An 18,387-nucleotide genomic window follows, 5' to 3' on the forward strand; every position below is an offset into this window, starting at 1 on the left:
GAACCTACTTCAATTTTCAAGCGCTCTGCAGAACGCTCACCGATAAGCAGGTTGTGCTGACGGCGCATGTAATCCAGAATATCTTTGCTGAATACGTCACCGGCAATACGGATTGATTGTTCACAAACAATACCTGATAAGGCAATAACGGCAATCTCGGTGGTACCACCACCGATGTCTACAATCATAGAGCCTATCGGCTGTTCGATATCAATACCGAGACCAATCGCAGCTGCAATCGGTTCGTAGATCATGTATACTTCTTTTGCACCTGCGTGTTCAGCAGAGTCACGTACGGCTCTTTTTTCAACTTCGGTAATACCTGAAGGAATACAGATTGCCATGCGGTATGAAGTAGGGGCAAGGAAGCTCTTTCCTTTATCGATCAGTTTTATTAAACCACGGATCATTTCTTCCGCTGCGTGGAAATCAGCAATTACACCGTCTTTCAGCGGACGAATTGTTTTAATGTTCTCGTGTGTTTTTTCATGCATCTGCATGGCTTCACGACCAATCGCTTTTACTTTGCCCGAAACTTTATCCAGTGCAATGATAGAAGGCTCGTCAACGACAATCTTATCCTTATATATGATCAGAGTATTTGCTGTACCTAAATCTATCGCAATATCGCTCGTGAAAAAATCAAACATTCCCATGTGTATATCTCCTAAAGTTCTATGAATATTAACTCTTTAAATTACAAATTTTATTGATATCTCCTATAAATATCCATGAATTATTATAAACTGACTAGTGTTTGAAATGGCGGAAACCAGTACAGACCATTGCCATATTGTGGCTGTTGCAGTAGTCAATAGATTCCTTATCCTTGATCGAACCACCCGGTTGTATTACGGCAGTGATGCCGGCAAGGTTTGCAATTTCAACACAATCCGGGAACGGGAAGAAAGCGTCGGATGCCATCACCGCACCTTCAAGGCTAAAGCCGAATGATTTTGCTTTTTCAATCGCCTGGTTCAAAGCATCTACTCTTGATGTTTGTCCTACACCGCTGGAGATCATGTGATCTTCCGTTGCAAAAATAATTGCATTCGATTTTGTATGTTTAACCAGCTTGTTTGCAAACAACATTGCTTTCTTTTCTGCCATTGTTGGTTCGCGGTCTGTAACTGTTTTGAAATCTTCAAGCGTTTCTGTCTTAGAATCAACATCCTGTTCAATTACACCATTCAATAATGTTTTGAATTGTTTTTTTGCAAATGTAACCGGCTTGCGTAATAACAGGATTCTGTTTTTCTTTTCTTTCAATAATTCCAAAGCATCCTGGTCGTATTCTGTTGCAATCAATACTTCAAAAAATAATTTATGCAACTCTTCAGCAGTGGCTTTATCTACTTTGGTATTTGTAATGATCACGCCGCCGAATGCAGAGATCGGGTCAGACGACAAAGCTTTTAAATACGCCTCCTTGCCAGTCTTTGCGGTAGCTATACCACAAGCGTTATTGTGTTTTAAAATAGCATAGGTAGTTTCTGTGAATTCGTCGATCAGACTCACAGCTGCATCTACATCAAGCAAGTTGTTGTAGGATAATTCTTTTCCGTTCAGCTTGTCGAACATCGCATTCAGATCACCATGGAAAGTCCCTGCCTGGTGCGGGTTTTCGCCGTAACGTAATGTTTGTGAAGTACGGATGCTGTGTTTGAAACCAGTGATATCATCACCGGCAAACCAGCGGTAAATGGCTGTATCGTAATGGGAAGTTATATCGAAAGCTTCTCCGGCAAATTTGAAACGGTCTTCAAGATCTGTGGCTCCCCCTTTTGCATCCAGGATAGATTCCAACACACCGTATTGCTCTTTAGAAGCAAGGATCACAACATCCTTGTGATTCTTTGCTGCTGCACGGATCAGTGATACACCGCCGATATCAATCTTTTCAATGATCGCCTGTTTCTCTGCGCCTGAAGCTACCGTTTCTTCAAATGGATATAAGTCTACAATCACCAGGTCAATTTCAGGAATTTTGTACTGAGCAATCTCAGCCTGGTCACTCGTGTTTTCACGACGATTAAGGATACCACCGAAAACATTCGGATGCAAGGTCTTTACTCTGCCGCCCAGGATAGAAGGATAACCTGTAAGGTCTTCAACAGCTACTACAGGTACGCCAAGGCCTTCAATAAAACTTTGTGTACCGCCAGTAGAATATATAGTTACTCCATTTGCGTGAAGTTTCTTAACTAATGAATCAAGATTATCTTTATAGAAAACAGATATTAATGCAGATTTGATCTTTTTGCTTGCCATGATCGGATAGGATGATATTTATTTTAATTTTATTATTTGTTCTTCAATTACTCTCGGGAAATGCTCATACTCCAAAGCATGAATTTTTTCAGCTACCGTTTCAGGTGTATCAGTAGGCAATACATCAAAGGCTACCTGAAAAACGATTTCACCTTTGTCATATTCTTCATTCACTTTATGAATGGTAATGCCGGTTTGCTTGGCGCCTGTTTCAATCACCGCTTTATGTACATGCATGCCATACATGCCCTTACCGCCAAAGTTGGGCAGGAGCGCCGGGTGTATATTCAGCATCGATACCGGATATGCCTGGATCAGATGTTTGGGAATCAGCCACAGGAAACCTGCCAGAATGACCCAGGAAATACCTGCAGCCTTCAGTTCATCAACAATTACAGATGAATCTTTAAATTCGGCTTTGGTAAAAACACGGGTTGGTACATTCGCTTCCTGAGCACGTGTTAACGCATAAGCTTCCGGGTTATTCGAAAGCAACATGGAAATCTCTATGGATTTGTTGTCCTTAAAATAATCTATAATGCGTTGAGCATTAGTACCTGATCCGGATGCAAATAGTGCGACTTTTGTGGTTGGTGAAGTCTGCATGAAACGTAATTAAGTGGCAAATATAAGCAAATTTAAACGTTTAGATGCTACTTGTTGAAAAAGGAAAATACAGGAGAAATGGAGAAAATGGCTGAAAAACAGCTTTTTTTATAATAAAATCATGCTGAAAACCCCTGCTACCATGATCCACTTGCATAAATGGCTCAATTGTAAAAACTGACCGCTGGTATCAGCTTTGGCTAATTGTACCTGCAGCCAGATGAATAAAGGACCGGGCAAAACTAAAAAATAGAACTGAATGGATGTGTTTGCATAAAAAAGCATATAACTCAATGATAGAAGAAATGCCAGGCTGACTGCATAAATAAATATTTTTGTTTTCCTGATTCCCCAAACAATTGGTAAGGTTCTGCAACCGAATTCTTCGTCTCCTTTCACATCTTCCATGTCTTTTATGATTTCACGTATCAAAGAAATAAAGAAAGCAAAACAGGCATAAAAAGATAAGGTTGCTTCTGTCGGGTGATACAGAAAGGCCGGCAGAAAAACTGACAGGCCGGTTAATACAGAGATTAAAAGGTTGCCAACAAGAGCAGTACGTTTGAGTTGGTTGGCATAAAACCACATCAGTACGGTGGTTCCGGCAATGATGGCGAAGATCTTCCAGCCCAGAAACAGCGCCAGCAGGCAGGCAAATGTGTTCAGTATAAAGTGCGAGATCATGGCAACTCTTCTGTGCAGCACATTGCCAAGCACCACACGTTTGGGTTTGTTGATCAGGTCAATTTTTATGTCATAATAATCGTTGATGATATAACCCGCGGCAGCAACAAAAACAGTACATAAAACCAGCAGGAAAAACTTCCAATCCTTCGCGATGGTTAAAATAGAATCATGACCTCCACCTATGATAAAGTAGCGGCACATATATTGAGTGAACCCCAAAATAATCAAATTGAAAGTCCGTATTAACTTTAAAAAAGCGAATACAGATTTTTTGATATGTTTTTTGGACGCACTCATGAATTACATTACCAGAGTTGTGGATGCCACTTGCCTTGTGCACGCATTACCTTTTCAATGACATCACGCACGGCCCCTTTGCCACCATCAAAAGGTGATACATATTTGCAGATCGGTTTGATATCAATAGAAGCATCTGCCGGGCATGTTGGAAGGCCAACCAGTTGCAGCATTTTATAATCGGGAATATCATCACCCATGTATAAAATGTTTGCAGGATCTATATGACGTGTTTTTGTATAGTCGTTGAACAATACCAGTTTATCTTTTACACCCAGGAATACATCTGTAATGCCCAGAAACTTCAGGCGCTTGCGAACACTTTCCTGCTCACCGCCGCTGATAATAACAATGTGATAACCGGCAGCCAGGGCCTTCTCGATTGCGTAACCATCTTTTACATAGAAGCGACGTACCTGTTCGCCCGACTCATATGCGATCACACTGCCATCTGAAAGTACACCGTCAACATCAAAAATGAATGTATTTATTTCTGAAAATTCTGCCATATCAACTTATAAATTCGTCTCTAAATTACCTGTTTTCTGTATGCTTTCGCTTATGTTATTGTAAATTTTTTGAAGCAATGGCTCATTTGTTAATAGCGCAAGGTGTTTATCCAGTGTTGACTGGTCGTTGCGGATCGCCGGACCGGTTTGCACTTCATAGGGGTGTTGGGTGAACGCTTTCCGGATGGTTGCTTCAACCAAGGGCTGAAGGATATGATAATCAATGGAATGCTTTTGAAGCAGTGTCGCTGCCTGGCCCAGCAAATGATTGGCAAAATTACTGGTCAGTACAGCTGCCAGGTGAATATACCTGCGTTGTTCAGCATCAGTTTCAAAATAAGGAGCGTGCAGCAGCCCGGCAGCTTTTTCGAGAAGCTGAAGATTACTTTCTGAAACGGCATCAATCAGCAGAGGTGTATTGTTCCATTGTACAATACTTGTCCGGCTGAAAGTCTGTAAAGGATAGAATACACCCAGATTATTGTGGCATGAAGTATTTTCAAAGGTTTGTGTACCGGAGGTGTGTACTACAAGTGATGTACTGGAATATACATATTGTGTCAATACATCATTGATGGCATCATCTTTTACGCTGATGATGACGAGATCTGCGTTTAGTGGTGCCAGGTTGTAATTGGAAAGAATGGTAGCGGAAGGAAACTCTGCGCGAAGCAATTCAAGAGCAGCGTTATTACGGCCATGCACAAAGACTGATGCAGTTGATTTGCTAAAAGCTTGTATAAGGTGGAAGGCAACATTGCCTGTACCGATAACAACAATTCTCATAGAGTAAAATTACGCAAATCAATGTAAAGCCAAAGAGAAAAAGCGTAATTCAGAAGAGAATGCAGCCAGACTAAAATAAAAAAGAGAGACGCAGGGGCGGCGTCTCTCTTTCGGTTCGTTATAAAAAAAGATATTATTTTTTAACTAAATCAGCGATTACGAATTTCTCATCGTGCTGAGTTACATCCAATCCTAGATCTTCTTCTTCAGCAGTTACTCTTAGAGGAGAGATTTTGTCTGTGATGAACAATAAGATGTAAGAACCGATCAACGAATAGGCAACTACAATGCCTAAAGCGATCAGGTGTTTAAAGAACAATGCTGTAGTTCCATCAATCAATAAACCTTGTTCAACTACTGCAACGTTTACTGCAGTAGAAGCAAATAAACCTGTCATGATCATACCTGTCATACCACCAACGCCGTGGCAAGGGAATACATCCAATGTATCATCAACAATAGATGTTTTCGATAATAATACAATTGCACCTGCAGAAATCATACTTGCAATTGAACCGATAAATAACGCCTGAGAAATAGTTACAAAACCTGCTGCAGGAGTAATAGCAACAAGACCAACTACAGCACCGATACAGAAGCCCATTGCAGATGGTTTTTTACCACGTGCAGCTTCAACAAATAACCATGCGATACCAGCAGCAGCTGCAGCAACGTTCGTAGCAGCGAAAGCAGAAGCAGCAAGTGGAGTAGCACCAACAGCGGAACCTGCGTTGAAACCGAACCAGCCGAACCATAGTAAACCAGTACCCAATAAGATGTATGGAACATTGATTGCTGTAGGGTGATTGCTGTCTTTTCTTTTACCTAAGTATAATGCACCTGCCAATGCAGCACATCCAGCTGAAATGTGTACTACAGTACCACCGGCAAAGTCAAGAACACCCATTTTGAATAGGAATCCTTCCGGATGCCAAGTCCAGTGAGCAATCGGAGCGTAGATGAACAGACAGAAAAGGACCATGAAAATGATATAAGATGTAAAACGGATTCTTTCAGAGAATGAACCTGTGAAAAGAGCCGGTGTAATTACCGCGAATTTCAACTGGAAGAAGGCAAACAAAACAAATGGGATGGATGTTGCCAAACTCCATGGATCGTGCTCTAACACACCATTAAACATGAAGAATGTTCTTGGATCTCCTACAAAACCTCCTATTGTATCTCCAAAAGCCATACTGAAACCAACTACTACCCAAAGGATACTGATAATACCCATGGCTACGAAGCTTTGCATCATTGTAGAGATAACGTTTTTAGGGTTCACCATCCCACCGTAGAAGAATGCCAAACCCGGAGTCATAAGCAACACGAATGCTGCTGATGTTAGTAGCCAGGCAATATCTCCCGAATTAAGAGTTTCAGTCGAAATTTTAGAGGGTAGACCTGGATTTAATAATGCTAGTACACAAACTACTAGAAGTACAATTAGCGGGGCGAATTTTTTTATCATAATTCAAAAGGGTTAGTTATAGAATTTTTAATTAGTAATTGGTTCGTTTTTCAATTACACTTCAAAACTAACCCCATTTTCTTTAAAAACAATAGTTTTTTTTAAAAATGGTATCAAAATGTAAGCTATTTTGTAAAAAAGTATGAAAAATTGTCTTAACAAGGGTTAAAATAAAACTTAATATAGTGCAATTAGTGAAAATAATCCCTGAATACATTTAACAAAGCCGGTTTCGCCCCTTTATAAATGAAAATCGGCCGTTAAGAATTTTCTTAACGGCCGATTTTTGCTCTGAATTAAATGTTTTTATTTTCCTTCCCGGGCTTTCTTTAATGAATCAATGTTTTTCAAACCCAGTTTCTCGTTATACTGAATTTTGTACTTGTTAACAAAGGTGCTGTCTTTCTTTCGCTCCCAGGGTGGGGTTGTGCGCGACATAAAATCAACGGTAAACCAGATCATGATCCCAACAAAGAGAAAAAAGGCAACGAGCAGAACAATCTTTTGCGGTTTCATATTCTACTATTAATAATTAATAGATGCGTTTTAACTGGAATGCTTCCATAGGTGTTATAACCATTGGCACCTTCTCTACGGTAATTGAACTGGTATCAAGACCAAATGCACTGGATTCAGAAATGGAAATATGTTTTAATAAGAAATACCAATCCATCGCAAATTGTTCGATTGCACTCAGGTCATTATCACTGCTTAAATGTTTTTCAAGCACAACAAAACGGAAGTCTCCAATCAGGTTCCGTTTATTCAAGGATGTATAGCGGGAAGTAAAATCAACTTCTTTGCTGTTCACCATGTCTTCAACTACTTTACGGAAGAATAAATTGATACGGTGTTCAACCCGGAAACCCAGTTTGAAATCAATACGGATCACATCATCCTGCAGCATAGTGCGTACTTTATACTCCATTGTGTAAGGCTCATCCACAACATCGATGTGCAGGAACCAATAAATATCGGCGCGCTTAGGCTGCTTTTGGAAAATGGAATACATAACCTTCGATTCAATCTGCGTATAGTTATCGGCGCCGGTTAAGTAGATGAGGTGCGTTGAATATTTGGGAATGGAGGTATCTTCACTTAATTCCTTGATCAGCGGGAAATAATCCTGGATGTTTACGTATTCTGTAAGTCGTCTCTTAATTCTGTGTGCCGTATACCAGACAGCCATAACAAACATAAGCATACCGCCGGCGATTAATGTAAAGTATCCGCCGTGGAAAAACTTTTCTAAGTTGGCTACCAGGAATGAAACTTCAATGACAGAATAAATCAGGAAGAACAATCCTACCCAGATAAACGAGAGACGTTGTATAATTAGCAGGTAGTATGTTAAAAGTAACGTTGTCATCATCATGGTTATGCTGATTGCCAAACCATAGGCCGCTTCCATGTGATTAGACTCCTTGAAAACGAGTACTACGAAAATACAGCCGAACAGCATCATGATATTTGTACTTGGAATAAATAGCTGTCCTTTTTTAATAGTTGGATACTTGATCCGGACCTTAGGCCATAAATTTAATCGCAAAGCTTCGCTAATGAGTGTATAAGAACCGCTGATCAATGCCTGTGATGCAATGATTGCAGCCATGGTCGCAATTATAATTCCGTAGAATACAAACCAGTCGGGCATAATTCCAAAAAACGGATTGGTATCTAAAACAAAACCTTTCTGACTTAATATCCATGCTCCTTGTCCGAAGTAATTCAATATAAGTGCTGTCTTAACAAAAATCCAACTGATGCGGATGTTCGGTCTGCCGCAATGGCCCAAGTCTGAGTAAAGTGCTTCTGCGCCAGTAGTACATAAGAAGACTGCTCCTAACAGCCAGAAGCCACCCGGATATTCTGTTAATAATTGGATAGCATAAACCGGATTTAATGCTTTCAACACATATGTGTTATGAAGCAATTCATTAAATCCTAATGCTGCCAGCATGAAGAACCAAATGAACATGATTGGTCCGAAGAACTTTCCAACGATATTTGTTCCAAAACGCTGTACAAGGAATAAACAAAGTAAAATAGCAATAACGATCGGAATGGTATTAAGATCTTTGTCGTAAATCTTTAGACCTTCAATGGCAGAAGAGACGGAAATTGGAGGTGTAATAATTCCATCGGCCAGTAATGCCGCACCGCCAATCATTGCTGGCCATACTAAATTCGGATTTCGTCTTCTGATTAATGCAAACAAAGAAAAAATGCCTCCTTCACCTTTGTTATCGGCACGGAGGGTAATAAGTACATATTTGATTGTTGTCTGAAGTGTCAATGTCCAGAACACGCAGGACAGTCCGCCCAGAATCAATGCTTCAGAAATTACCCGGTCTCCTGCAATAGCTTTCATCACATACAATGGCGAGGTTCCTATATCACCATAGATGATTCCTAATGAAATTAATAAACCTGCAGCAGTGAGTTTTTGGTGACCGTGATTTTTTGAACCCGAAAGTGTTGACATAGCAAACTTAAAATAACGTCTCAAATTACTAATTCATTTGCTATTGACAAATGAATATCAGATGAATCTATAAATTAAGAACAAATCTGAGTACCTTGTGCCATCTTTGTGCGTAAGGAATACACAAAAGTTAATATAGTTTAAACAGGATTGATGAAACTAACATTTTGGGGTGCCGCCAGGAAAGTAACGGGAAGTATGTATTTGTTGGAATCTGTCGGATACAAGATCTTAATTGACTGCGGATCTGATTTTTCTGAACGGCATAAAGTAGTAACGGGCGGCTTGTTTCCCTTTGAGGCTTCTGACATTGACCTGGTGATTTTAACACATGCACACGTAGATCATTCAGGTAATATTCCTGCTTTGATTCGCAGCGGATACAGAGGGCAAATTTTAACGACAGCGCCTACAGCCGAGCTTTCGGAATTGTTGTTTGCCGATGGCGCGCATATTCAGCGGGCAGAAAAGAAAATCGCGAATTCAGGTCCGGGCAACTATTCCTACAAACCAGTCGATCGCTTTGTATCCATCGCTTTCAATACAGATTTTGAAATTAATGAAAGCATTACCGTTCGCCTGATTCCGGTGGGTCATATTCTTGGTGCTGCCAGTATATTTTTAAAAGTGAAGGAAGAAGGAAAAACAAAAACAATACTATTTTCAGGTGATATCGGCAGAGATAATTATCCTTTGTTACCGGATCCGCAGCTGCCGCCACAGGCAGATTATGTACTGTGCGAAACTACCTACGGGAACCGGGTACACAAGGAAACCGAATCACCGGAGGAAATTGTAAGACGCATCGTGCAGGAGACTTGCGTAGACAAACCGGGCCGTTTGATCATTCCGGCATTCAGCCTCGGCAGGACCCAATCCTTATTGTATACACTGCATAAACTGGCCATCAAAAATGAACTGCCGCCGGTGAAAGTATTTACCGATTCCGCGCTTGCTGCAGAAGGCACCAACATTTATTCCAAGTATCATGTGTTAATGAATGAGGAAGCAAAGGCCTTGAGGGAAAAGGAAGAGTCTTTGTTCGATTTTGAAAATCTGGATCATATCAAAACATTCAAAGAAAGTAAGAATATTTCGAATTACATGAAACCCTGCATCATTCTTTCCTCTTCAGGAATGATCACGGGTGGAAGGATTCAGCATCATATCCGCCAGAATCTGCAGAATCCATATTGTACAATCTTATTGGTTGGGTATGCGGTTGAAGGTACGATTGGCCATGACCTGCTGGCCGGCAAACAGACGATACGTTTTAAAAAGCGCTCAATACCGGTGTCTGCAAAGATTATTTATACAGATATTTTCAGCGGACATACCGACAAATTCGGTCTGGTGAAATTTTTAAGCAGCCAGGACAAAACGAAGATTAAAAAAATATTCCTTGTTCATGGAGAGTATCAAAGCATGCTGGATTTTGAACAAACGCTGCAAGAAGAAGGTTATTCAAATATTGAAATACCCGAGTACGGACAATCGTACGAATTGTAAGAGGGTAGACTAGCGTATTTGATCCGCCGCGGCGGAAAGCCTTGATTTTTTTGGTTCTTTTGCATCAAGGCAAAAGAACAGAAAAATGAAAAAGCATGAGAATCGTAAATATGAAAGGAAAATTGTTGATAGCCAACAACGATTATATCGAATATTAAATTCTATTCAACGCATCGTTCAAAGATAAATTCATATTTTTGAACCTTGTTTTTATTTCTTCAATAAAAATCGGGTCTTCAACGATTTTCTTCACTTCCTCATCTCCGGAAATATCCATTTCACTGATCTTGTAGGTCTGCTCAAACATTCCTTTTTCAATTTTCAATAAATATTTACCATTCCAGGAAAAAACGGTGATCTTGAAATCTACACTGGGATATTCGGCAACTATACGCATCTTGACTTACGGTTTCAGTCTTCTAAATTACATAATTTTATGCACTCTCTGAACCTGAAATGCATTTAGTTCTGATAATTCATGGAAAAACCGTATTTTAGACATCGAATTCTACTGAACCGTACCCAAAACCGAATTAATGAAGAACATCAGGCATCTTATTTTTCTAAGAGATGTATTAGTCTTGTCGCTTACTTCATTCGGTGGGCCGCAGGCTCATTTAGCTATATTCTTCAAAATTCTTGTTCAGAAAAGAGCTTATGTGACCGAAGCAGAGTTGATGGAATTGTATTCGTTCTGTCAGATCCTGCCGGGGCCAGCTTCTACACAAACAATCACAGCTGTAGGTTTTAAAATAGGAGGGCCGCGCCTGGCGTTTCTTACCGTATTGGTGTGGCTGCTGCCAGCCGCGATGGTTATGACAGCTGCTGCTATATTTGTCTCATATTTTCAGGCACAAAATTTAGACCTCGGTATTGTAAAATATCTGGAACCTATCGCGATTGGCTTTGTATTTTATGCTGTTGTGAAAACATTTTCTGTTATTCAGAAAACAAAAACAGCCATCATCATTTTAATCCTCACATCCAGCATTTGTTTTTTCATCAGTTATACAAACCGCGCTTCACCATGGATGTTTCCGATCATTTTGCTGATCTCGGGCTTTCTTACTTCGTTTAGGTTTGGCAAACATGAGAAGGAGGAAAAAACACCATTCAATATCCGTTGGGCCAATCTGATTTTATTAGGCGGAATCTTTATAGGTGCGGCCATTATCGGAACAATTACACAAGCTTTACCAATCCGTTTGTTTGAGAACTTCTTCCGTAACGGAAGCTTGATCTTTGGCGGCGGACAAGCATTGATCGGTTATTTCTATACGGAGTTTGTGGAATTCAAACATTACTTAACACATAGTGAATTTTTATTGGGCTACGCCTTTTTGCAATCGCTGCCGGGTCCGGTGTTTACATTTGCCTCGTATATAGGTGCGCTGTCGATGCGCCAGTATGGGGTTGTGGGCGAGATTGCCGGCGGCTTCATCGGTTCGTTCGGGGTATTTTTGCCGGGAACGATTTTGATTTTCTTTATTGCTCCGATCTGGAAAAACATCAAACAATACCGTGTTGTAAAGGCTTCGTTTGAAGGCATCAATGCCGGGAATGCAGGCATTATCATCTCTACAGCCCTGATGCTTGCCTTGCCCATGCAGAAAGGTGAAATGCAGACCATCATGCTGAACGATGGGATTGCGCTTGCGACGATGTGCATTTTATTATTCACGCGTATACCACATCCGTTTTTGATCATCGCCGGATTGCTGGCAGGATGGGTGCTGTAAGGCTTACCTTACTCTTTCTTTTTTACAGCAAACTCCAATCCGATATTCAAGCCAATGTGTACGGATGGATAAAAGCCGGTATTGGTTTCTCTATAGTAGTTATAATACACATCGTTTACCGTGCCATTATAAGTCTGGAACACATAGGATTTTACAAAAAAGCCTATGCCTGCATAGGGCTCAATAACAGGTTTACACGAACCGTTTTTATTGAGTTTATAAGTTCTGCCGTATAAAATTTTTAGCCCGGTTAAATATTGCCATTCTGTTCTTGTTCCGTCATAGCTGTAATCATAATGATCTGAAATTCTTCCCCCGGTACCGCTAAATGAACAATCTTTTTTATTGAACCACCAGAGTCTTTGATAAACATCGGGCATAAGAAAAGATTTACCTTTTTTGCCAAAATAGAACTTCATAAAAAAATCAATGGTAAAAGATGAGTATAGTCTATTTCCAAAGTTACTCATTTGATACGTTGAAGATGGACCGGTATTGACATATAGTCCCTCTCCGCTGACTTTAGTGCTTGGTTTGTAGCCAATGGATATTCCGATGGTTTTTTTCAACAAAACTTTTTCACCGGATAAGGTAAAATACAGTTGTATATCCTGAAGGACGGGTGTAGTAATTCTGTAGGTTGCTCTGGAAGAGTCCTGCGCATATAAAGAAACTTTTAGTAAACAGAATAAAAAGAAAAGCAGAAAGATTTTTTTCATCTGAATATTATTTAATCACCTGCAGCCAGCCTTTTGAAGGTACGCAGGTGCTGTATGTAAAACGGTAATAATATACGCCGGACTCAATATCATTTTCCGGCCAGGTATTTTTATAAAAATTATTCTTATAAATGTTAACCCCCCAGCTGTTGTAGATCTCCAGATTCCCCTGCACGGGATTGTTGGAATCAATTTTAAAAATATCATTCTTAAAATCGTTATTAGGGGTGATGAGGTTAGGTATTACATAATGAACCTCATGCACATTTACTTCATCGCGGATGATGCCGCAGGTGTTCGTTACATCCACATAATAGGCATTGTCGGATTCAGCAGATTGCTGCGGACTGGTATTGCCGGTGTTCCACAGGTAGCTTAACTGATTGGGCTGGGCTTGAAGTGTTGGAACACTGCCTTCGCAGATATAGAGGTCCTGTAAGTAATCTTCGGGCAGGGAATCTACTATGATATCATTACGAGTAATTACATCCGGCATACAGGAAAAATCAATGCTGAGTTTTACCGTAAACACACCGCTTTGTATGAATGTATAGGCAATACTGTCCTGGTTATCAAAACGCACCACCGGTTGATTGGGCTGTATAATCTCCCAGTGATAAGGCGTTGCCGGTGGCATGCCGCTGCTTTTGAAAATGGTTTTTTCACCTTTGCAAACGCGAGTATAATGTATTTTCGGACTGCCATAAGTATACTCATTAAAATCAGGGTCGAACCAGTTTTGCACGAAATTGGGGATGCCTGTGCTTTGCAAATCGTCTACCGGCTTTTTTACAGTAAACTGTGTTTTAGTTATAATCGGCGTAGACATCGGATTATGAATAGTTAATAGGTGCATACTTTTATATAGAAAGTACATGGCATGTATATTTCCGTCCGGGCCATTTTGAATAAAATTATTACCAATCGAATCAAGTCCCTGTCGGCTGTCTGAAATAGCAGTAGAATCCCAAATGCTGAGGTCAAAACCAACCACAATCTGCGTGGTATAGAGCTTTTTACTGTCAGTAGAAAAGCAGCCGGTAGTAGAAAGTAAATTTTCGATTAACAGAGGCTTGGAAGCAATGCCTGTCGTATCATTGAAGCGGGCAATCATAAAGCCCCCGTGTGGTGGCATTTCCCGGGTATTTACATAAAACAGATCTCCTTTAGGAGAAAAAGTAAGTGTGTTTGGTCCTTCCCGGACATAAGCACCCAGATCCGGTGAGATCACCGTATCCTGAACACCGCAATCGGTTAGCAACAAAGATACAAATCGCTTGATGTTGTAATCGTAGGTCATCAGCCACGTATCTTTGGCATTGGCATGTTTTACTGCACCCAGCATGTCATTGATGCGCACATTACCGCCATAAATAACTTTGTTTTTCCAGACTACCTGTCCTGTTCCATTGTTTGCAGCTACATCAATCAAATGCAGGCACATACTGTATGTAATAGGGTTCACGTCTTTACAGGTGTAGGGGTTGCTGGAAATAAGTGGTTCACGTGTATCGTCTACGGTTACCAGATAATACAGGTTGGGATCTGAAGCAAATGGAATAAAAACAGAGCTTTGCTCTGCCCATCTGCAGGCATATAAATCACTGCCATTCGGTATTATCTGATGCTTATTGTTCCAGATGTTTTCACTGTTTGTATACAAAAGCAATTTACCTGTTTTGTCGCAGATAGATGAAGAACAAAAAGATTTTGGCAATGCTCCATTCTCAATCGGACAGGGCGGGGTACAGTTAAAGTCATAACCTACTCCCTGGGATACATACCAGATGTTTGCACGCTTAGTGGACTGTGCCTGTATACTAAGCGTGAGCAAAAACAAAAGCAGCGTATAAAATAATCTGACCATATTAAAGATGGGAGAGTTAAGAATTAACCTTCCTCTGACACATAATTATTGCTTGATTAATTTGGCATGAGCATATACACTGCCATCAGTTATTAATTCAATAATATAAACTCCAGCTGAATATGTTTGTAGGTCGACCTTCCATTCAAATGAGCCGGCTTCAATGGATTCTTCTTTTAGAATATTCCCATTGCCTGTTACACTTATTATTCTCAGTTGTGCCTGCGTCGCTTTAGGTACGGCAAAAGATATATTCACGAGATCCTGTGTGGGATTCGGAGCCAAGCTCAGCTGGCGGATTTCCGGCAGTGTATTTGGAAGCGGGTCATTGAGTGGATCTGCTATATCTCCCGCTGTACGCAATACAGATGGTACGCAAGGGGATACGTAAAAGGCATTGCCTAAGATATTTCCGGCATTGATAAAGTATACATGCCCGTTGCCATAGATCATGCTATTACCGTTAACAGCGCCGCCGGAAATATACTGTCGGATGGGATTGCTGGTCCATGTGTTGTTCAGGTAATAGATCTGCCGGGCTTCTGGAGAATAGGATTTGGCATAGATGGTACCCGTTTGTTTGTTGATGGTAAAGGTGCCTGCCAATTGGTTGATTGTTCCGTTCAGCACATTTTCAGATGAACTATATATGCCGTTGATGTCCTTTTTTATAATCCGGATGGTTTGACCAGATACAAAATAAATATTGCCGTTATATATACTGATGGAAGAATTCCAATCGACCAGTTTTTGCGCAGGAAGCAGATTTATATTAAGTGCTGCGCCGGTAAGCGCATCGAAAAGATACAGGTTATTTGCTTCATCCGCATATGCGAGGATACCATCTTCAACCGTAAACATGTTCTGCGAATAATTCATTCTGACACTACCAACGCGTGTTTCCGGCCCAGCCAGGTTACTTAATGGTTTGTAATATACACAACGGTCCGATGTTCGGACATAATATAAATTATTATTGTAGATTTTGATACGTAGACTAATGTCAGAAACTGAATTGCTTATATCATAACTTATCCAAGTTTGTCCTTGGTCTGTTGATTCGGCATACAAAAGGCGTCCGTTATAAATAAAATATAGCTTATCAGTGGAACCTTTGTAGTATTGCAAAGGGCCATCACCAAGAATTGGGAGGTTGTTGTTTTTATCTTTTAATAGCAAGTACTTCCATACTTTATCCGGCCCGTTATCAAAGTATGCACGGTAAATACCTGCATCAGAAGTAAAGTACAGATAGTTCTTTGCTGCATCAAAAGCCAGGTCTGCATTTTGTTTGGCTTTCGGGTCATCATAGGCATGCAGGATGCCGATCTGCCAGCCTGGTGTTGTAGTGATCACGGTTTTAGCCGTATCCTGGCAACCATATGGATTCTGAACAACCAGGTCAATTTCCTGCTTTTTATATTGCTGGGCATTCTGTACCACTACTTTAAATTCGCTGCAATTTGAATTGAGCAAACTGCCGCCAATAGGATTGTTGCAGGTTACCGTTGAAGGCGAATTATAGGCATTCCAGGAAAAAGTATAATCGACAGGACTTACGGTTTGTGAACCCTTGATCAATACAGGTTTTAAAATCACATTTTCCCCTTCGCACGCTGCAATATTTGCAGGTAAACTGGCTGAAAAAGGTGCTGTACCCTTAATGGTAAAACAACGCCTGTCTACATGGCCAACCTGAGTAACGGTTACACAAATTTCTCCTCCCTGTACAAAATTCTGTTGTGGGTTTGCATTAGTGCTGAATTGCATGGTATTGGCATACGATCCCTGTAACGGAGAATATGGTGTGTAATAAGAAGGAACTTCCCACCGATAGTATTCACCGTTGTTTACCAAAGGAATTTGTAATCCCTTCGTCTGGTCTGACCAATTACAGTTTGCCTGGTTTGTACCTAGTGTCTGGATAATGTTGCCAACAGGCTTTAACGGTTTCGTTGTAAGTGTTATTGCAACTACATTACTAAAACCTTGTGAGTGCCAGTCTGCGGTACAGGGGAATGCACCCAAAGGTCCACAGCCCCAGGTATCATACCAATGGAAATATTCTCTCCGGTATAGAATAGTTTGCACAGGACCTTTCTGAATATCAAATTTAAAAGGTTCAATAATGTAATTTAAAGGGTCATGGTTAAAATCAGTATTATTAATAAATATTCCTCCTAAAAAATCTGAACCTAAATCAATTAATTGTTTGGGCTGGACGACTTCCCAATGCGCGCCACCATCCGTAGACCTACTGTATTCGTATCCGAATTCTCTTGTCGCAATATTCGGTGTGATTACAGAACCTAAAATTTTTGAAGGGTAAATCTCATCACCGTCTTTTAAATTATAAAACGATTGCATACCGCAGATCGTATTTTGCTGGTCAGCCAATAAGTATTTATCATTCGGGCAGTCCGGATAATAAATCGATATAGTATTACTATAAGCTGTAATACCATATACAGAAGTAGCTTTTCTGCGATACCAGGTATTTTTGTAAAGCAATGGGGGTGTAAATACTACCGAAGTTGCCCCTAAAATAACAGACCAGGTATGATCATTCCCTTCGGATTTTTCCCATTGGAATGTTAGTGTACCGCCATCACTCGAAGCCGGATAATAAAGAGGTCCTGTAGGCAATGTTCCGATGGGAGCAGGTTGATACGGAAAATAATCCACCGTTTGGTTGGATGAAATGTCGTGGTACTTAATTTCATCTAACCAGAGAGCTCTTGTAAACTTATAATCCGGGGTTGCAGAAATAAATACATCGTGACCGAAACCGTCAGTAGAATATGATTCTATAAAAAATGTCCATGGCGGGGAAATAGGAGTGCCTCCAACGGCATACGTAATGATTTCGATATTTCCGAAATCTACTGTACAATCAATAGAGGTATTTCCCTGTTGTGCAAATGCCGGCGAAACCGGTTGAATACCCAGAACAGTTGTGGTTGAACCATTCCGTATTTTCAATTTATGGATGATTTGATTTGTAAAGCTATTTGGATAACTGGCTGGAGGGGTAAATGTAAAATTGTAAATGATCCGGTTTACAGAAACTACCTGATTGGGCAGCGTAAACGTTCCCGGATTTAATTGGGTCGGGGTTAAAACAAAATTCCAGTTGTTTGTTTGATTTGTGCGTCTCACGCCCATTCCAATACCCGTAGGAGTTATAACCTGGGCTGAAGCATGCTGGAGAATGGCACAGCCAAGAATAAGTAAAATGATTTTTTTCATTTTAAAAGTAAATTTGATTATATAAAAATATTGAGCAGTAAAATATAGCTGTTGTAATATGTATGATGAACAATCACACATATGTAATGCAAAGTTAAAAATATATTTAGGTTATTTAGCTATTCCGGTATTATTTTTCAATCGGGATATACTTATAAATAGAAAGAGTCATCATGCTTTCGGCATGATGAC

15 protein-coding genes are annotated in these 18,387 nt (G+C 40.3%); 2 read left to right on the forward strand and 13 right to left on the reverse strand.

Translation table 11 applies throughout. The features are described from left to right. The 9 genes from mreB to ACTHJT_RS15530 form a co-directional block, all read right to left on the reverse strand. On the reverse strand, nucleotides 1-656 hold a 656-nt coding region (mreB, locus tag ACTHJT_RS15490; protein ID WP_440239839.1), incomplete at its 3' end, for a rod shape-determining protein MreB. A 94-nt stretch (nucleotides 657-750) separates the two neighbouring features. Then, complete coding sequence (gene purH / locus ACTHJT_RS15495) at nucleotides 751-2,271, reverse strand: bifunctional phosphoribosylaminoimidazolecarboxamide formyltransferase/IMP cyclohydrolase (RefSeq protein WP_440239841.1); 1,521 nt, start codon at nucleotides 2,269-2,271, stop codon at nucleotides 751-753. A gap of 18 nt (nucleotides 2,272-2,289) precedes the next feature. Next, nucleotides 2,290-2,877, reverse strand: coding sequence for a phosphoribosylglycinamide formyltransferase (purN, locus tag ACTHJT_RS15500; protein WP_440239843.1), 588 nt, complete (start codon nucleotides 2,875-2,877; stop codon nucleotides 2,290-2,292). A 108-nt stretch (nucleotides 2,878-2,985) separates the two neighbouring features. Beyond that, nucleotides 2,986-3,861, reverse strand: coding sequence for a geranylgeranylglycerol-phosphate geranylgeranyltransferase (locus tag ACTHJT_RS15505; protein ID WP_440239845.1), 876 nt, complete (start codon nucleotides 3,859-3,861; stop codon nucleotides 2,986-2,988). A gap of 8 nt (nucleotides 3,862-3,869) precedes the next feature. Then, nucleotides 3,870-4,370 (reverse strand): KdsC family phosphatase, encoded by a 501-nt coding sequence (locus tag ACTHJT_RS15510; protein WP_440239847.1) that lies wholly within the window; start codon nucleotides 4,368-4,370, stop codon nucleotides 3,870-3,872. A gap of 6 nt (nucleotides 4,371-4,376) precedes the next feature. Then, on the reverse strand, nucleotides 4,377-5,156 hold the full coding sequence (locus tag ACTHJT_RS15515; protein WP_440239849.1) for a Rossmann-like and DUF2520 domain-containing protein: 780 nt from the start codon (nucleotides 5,154-5,156) through the stop codon (nucleotides 4,377-4,379). A gap of 133 nt (nucleotides 5,157-5,289) precedes the next feature. Next, nucleotides 5,290-6,627, reverse strand: coding sequence for an ammonium transporter (locus ACTHJT_RS15520; RefSeq protein ID WP_440239851.1), 1,338 nt, complete (start codon nucleotides 6,625-6,627; stop codon nucleotides 5,290-5,292). 306 nt (nucleotides 6,628-6,933) lie between these two features. Then, a complete protein-coding gene (locus ACTHJT_RS15525) occupies nucleotides 6,934-7,143 on the reverse strand; it encodes a hypothetical protein (RefSeq protein WP_440239853.1) in 210 nt (69 codons plus the stop codon). A gap of 16 nt (nucleotides 7,144-7,159) precedes the next feature. After that, the gene (locus ACTHJT_RS15530; RefSeq protein WP_440239855.1) at nucleotides 7,160-9,112 is read right to left on the reverse strand and encodes a KUP/HAK/KT family potassium transporter; all 1,953 of its coding nucleotides are present in this window, start codon (nucleotides 9,110-9,112) and stop codon (nucleotides 7,160-7,162) included. A 153-nt stretch (nucleotides 9,113-9,265) separates the two neighbouring features. Here ACTHJT_RS15530 and ACTHJT_RS15535 point away from each other — a divergent pair, with 153 nt between their 5' ends. Continuing rightward, on the forward strand, nucleotides 9,266-10,621 hold the full coding sequence (locus ACTHJT_RS15535) for an MBL fold metallo-hydrolase RNA specificity domain-containing protein (RefSeq protein WP_440239857.1): 1,356 nt from the start codon (nucleotides 9,266-9,268) through the stop codon (nucleotides 10,619-10,621). 154 nt (nucleotides 10,622-10,775) lie between these two features. On the opposite strand, the gene ACTHJT_RS15540 is transcribed toward ACTHJT_RS15535, so the two are convergent. Beyond that, nucleotides 10,776-11,018, reverse strand: coding sequence for a hypothetical protein (locus ACTHJT_RS15540; RefSeq protein ID WP_440239859.1), 243 nt, complete (start codon nucleotides 11,016-11,018; stop codon nucleotides 10,776-10,778). Nucleotides 11,019-11,157: 139 nt separating this feature from the next. Between ACTHJT_RS15540 and ACTHJT_RS15545 the strand changes: the two genes are divergently transcribed. After that, a complete protein-coding gene (locus ACTHJT_RS15545) occupies nucleotides 11,158-12,360 on the forward strand; it encodes a chromate transporter (protein WP_440239861.1) in 1,203 nt (400 codons plus the stop codon). 8 nt (nucleotides 12,361-12,368) lie between these two features. Here ACTHJT_RS15545 and ACTHJT_RS15550 read toward each other — a convergent pair whose 3' ends face one another. Genes ACTHJT_RS15550 through ACTHJT_RS15560 form a run of 3 tightly spaced genes read right to left on the reverse strand, consistent with a single transcriptional unit; the run spans nucleotide 12,369 to nucleotide 18,195 of the window. Beyond that, nucleotides 12,369-13,079: a hypothetical protein gene (locus ACTHJT_RS15550; protein WP_440239863.1), complete on the reverse strand. Its 711-nt coding sequence runs from the start codon at nucleotides 13,077-13,079 to the stop codon at nucleotides 12,369-12,371. Between the two features lie 7 nt (nucleotides 13,080-13,086). Then, the gene (locus ACTHJT_RS15555) at nucleotides 13,087-14,946 is read right to left on the reverse strand and encodes a gliding motility-associated C-terminal domain-containing protein (RefSeq protein WP_440239865.1); all 1,860 of its coding nucleotides are present in this window, start codon (nucleotides 14,944-14,946) and stop codon (nucleotides 13,087-13,089) included. Nucleotides 14,947-14,991: 45 nt separating this feature from the next. Beyond that, nucleotides 14,992-18,195 carry a T9SS type A sorting domain-containing protein gene (locus tag ACTHJT_RS15560; RefSeq protein ID WP_440239867.1) on the reverse strand — a complete coding sequence of 1,068 codons (3,204 nt, stop codon included), beginning with the start codon at nucleotides 18,193-18,195 and terminating at the stop codon, nucleotides 14,992-14,994. Between the last annotated feature and the right edge of the window lie 192 nt (nucleotides 18,196-18,387).

The organism is Cytophaga sp. (assembly GCF_051961495.1).
Lineage (GTDB): Bacteria > Bacteroidota > Bacteroidia > Cytophagales > Cytophagaceae > Cytophaga.

Coding starts and splice junctions, on each gene's coding strand:
- ACTHJT_RS15505 (WP_440239845.1), bottom strand. CDS start 3,861: ATGAGTGCGTCCAAAAAACATATCAAAAAATCTGTATTCGCTTTTTTA.
- ACTHJT_RS15535 (WP_440239857.1), top strand. CDS start 9,266: ATGAAACTAACATTTTGGGGTGCCGCCAGGAAAGTAACGGGAAGTATG.
- ACTHJT_RS15515 (WP_440239849.1), bottom strand. CDS start 5,156: ATGAGAATTGTTGTTATCGGTACAGGCAATGTTGCCTTCCACCTTATA.
- ACTHJT_RS15550 (WP_440239863.1), bottom strand. CDS start 13,079: ATGAAAAAAATCTTTCTGCTTTTCTTTTTATTCTGTTTACTAAAAGTT.
- ACTHJT_RS15545 (WP_440239861.1), top strand. CDS start 11,158: ATGAAGAACATCAGGCATCTTATTTTTCTAAGAGATGTATTAGTCTTG.
- ACTHJT_RS15520 (WP_440239851.1), bottom strand. CDS start 6,627: ATGATAAAAAAATTCGCCCCGCTAATTGTACTTCTAGTAGTTTGTGTA.
- ACTHJT_RS15540 (WP_440239859.1), bottom strand. CDS start 11,018: ATGCGTATAGTTGCCGAATATCCCAGTGTAGATTTCAAGATCACCGTT.
- ACTHJT_RS15555 (WP_440239865.1), bottom strand. CDS start 14,946: ATGGTCAGATTATTTTATACGCTGCTTTTGTTTTTGCTCACGCTTAGT.
- ACTHJT_RS15560 (WP_440239867.1), bottom strand. CDS start 18,195: ATGAAAAAAATCATTTTACTTATTCTTGGCTGTGCCATTCTCCAGCAT.
- ACTHJT_RS15510 (WP_440239847.1), bottom strand. CDS start 4,370: ATGGCAGAATTTTCAGAAATAAATACATTCATTTTTGATGTTGACGGT.
- ACTHJT_RS15530 (WP_440239855.1), bottom strand. CDS start 9,112: ATGTCAACACTTTCGGGTTCAAAAAATCACGGTCACCAAAAACTCACT.
- purH (WP_440239841.1), bottom strand. CDS start 2,271: ATGGCAAGCAAAAAGATCAAATCTGCATTAATATCTGTTTTCTATAAA.
- ACTHJT_RS15525 (WP_440239853.1), bottom strand. CDS start 7,143: ATGAAACCGCAAAAGATTGTTCTGCTCGTTGCCTTTTTTCTCTTTGTT.
- purN (WP_440239843.1), bottom strand. CDS start 2,877: ATGCAGACTTCACCAACCACAAAAGTCGCACTATTTGCATCCGGATCA.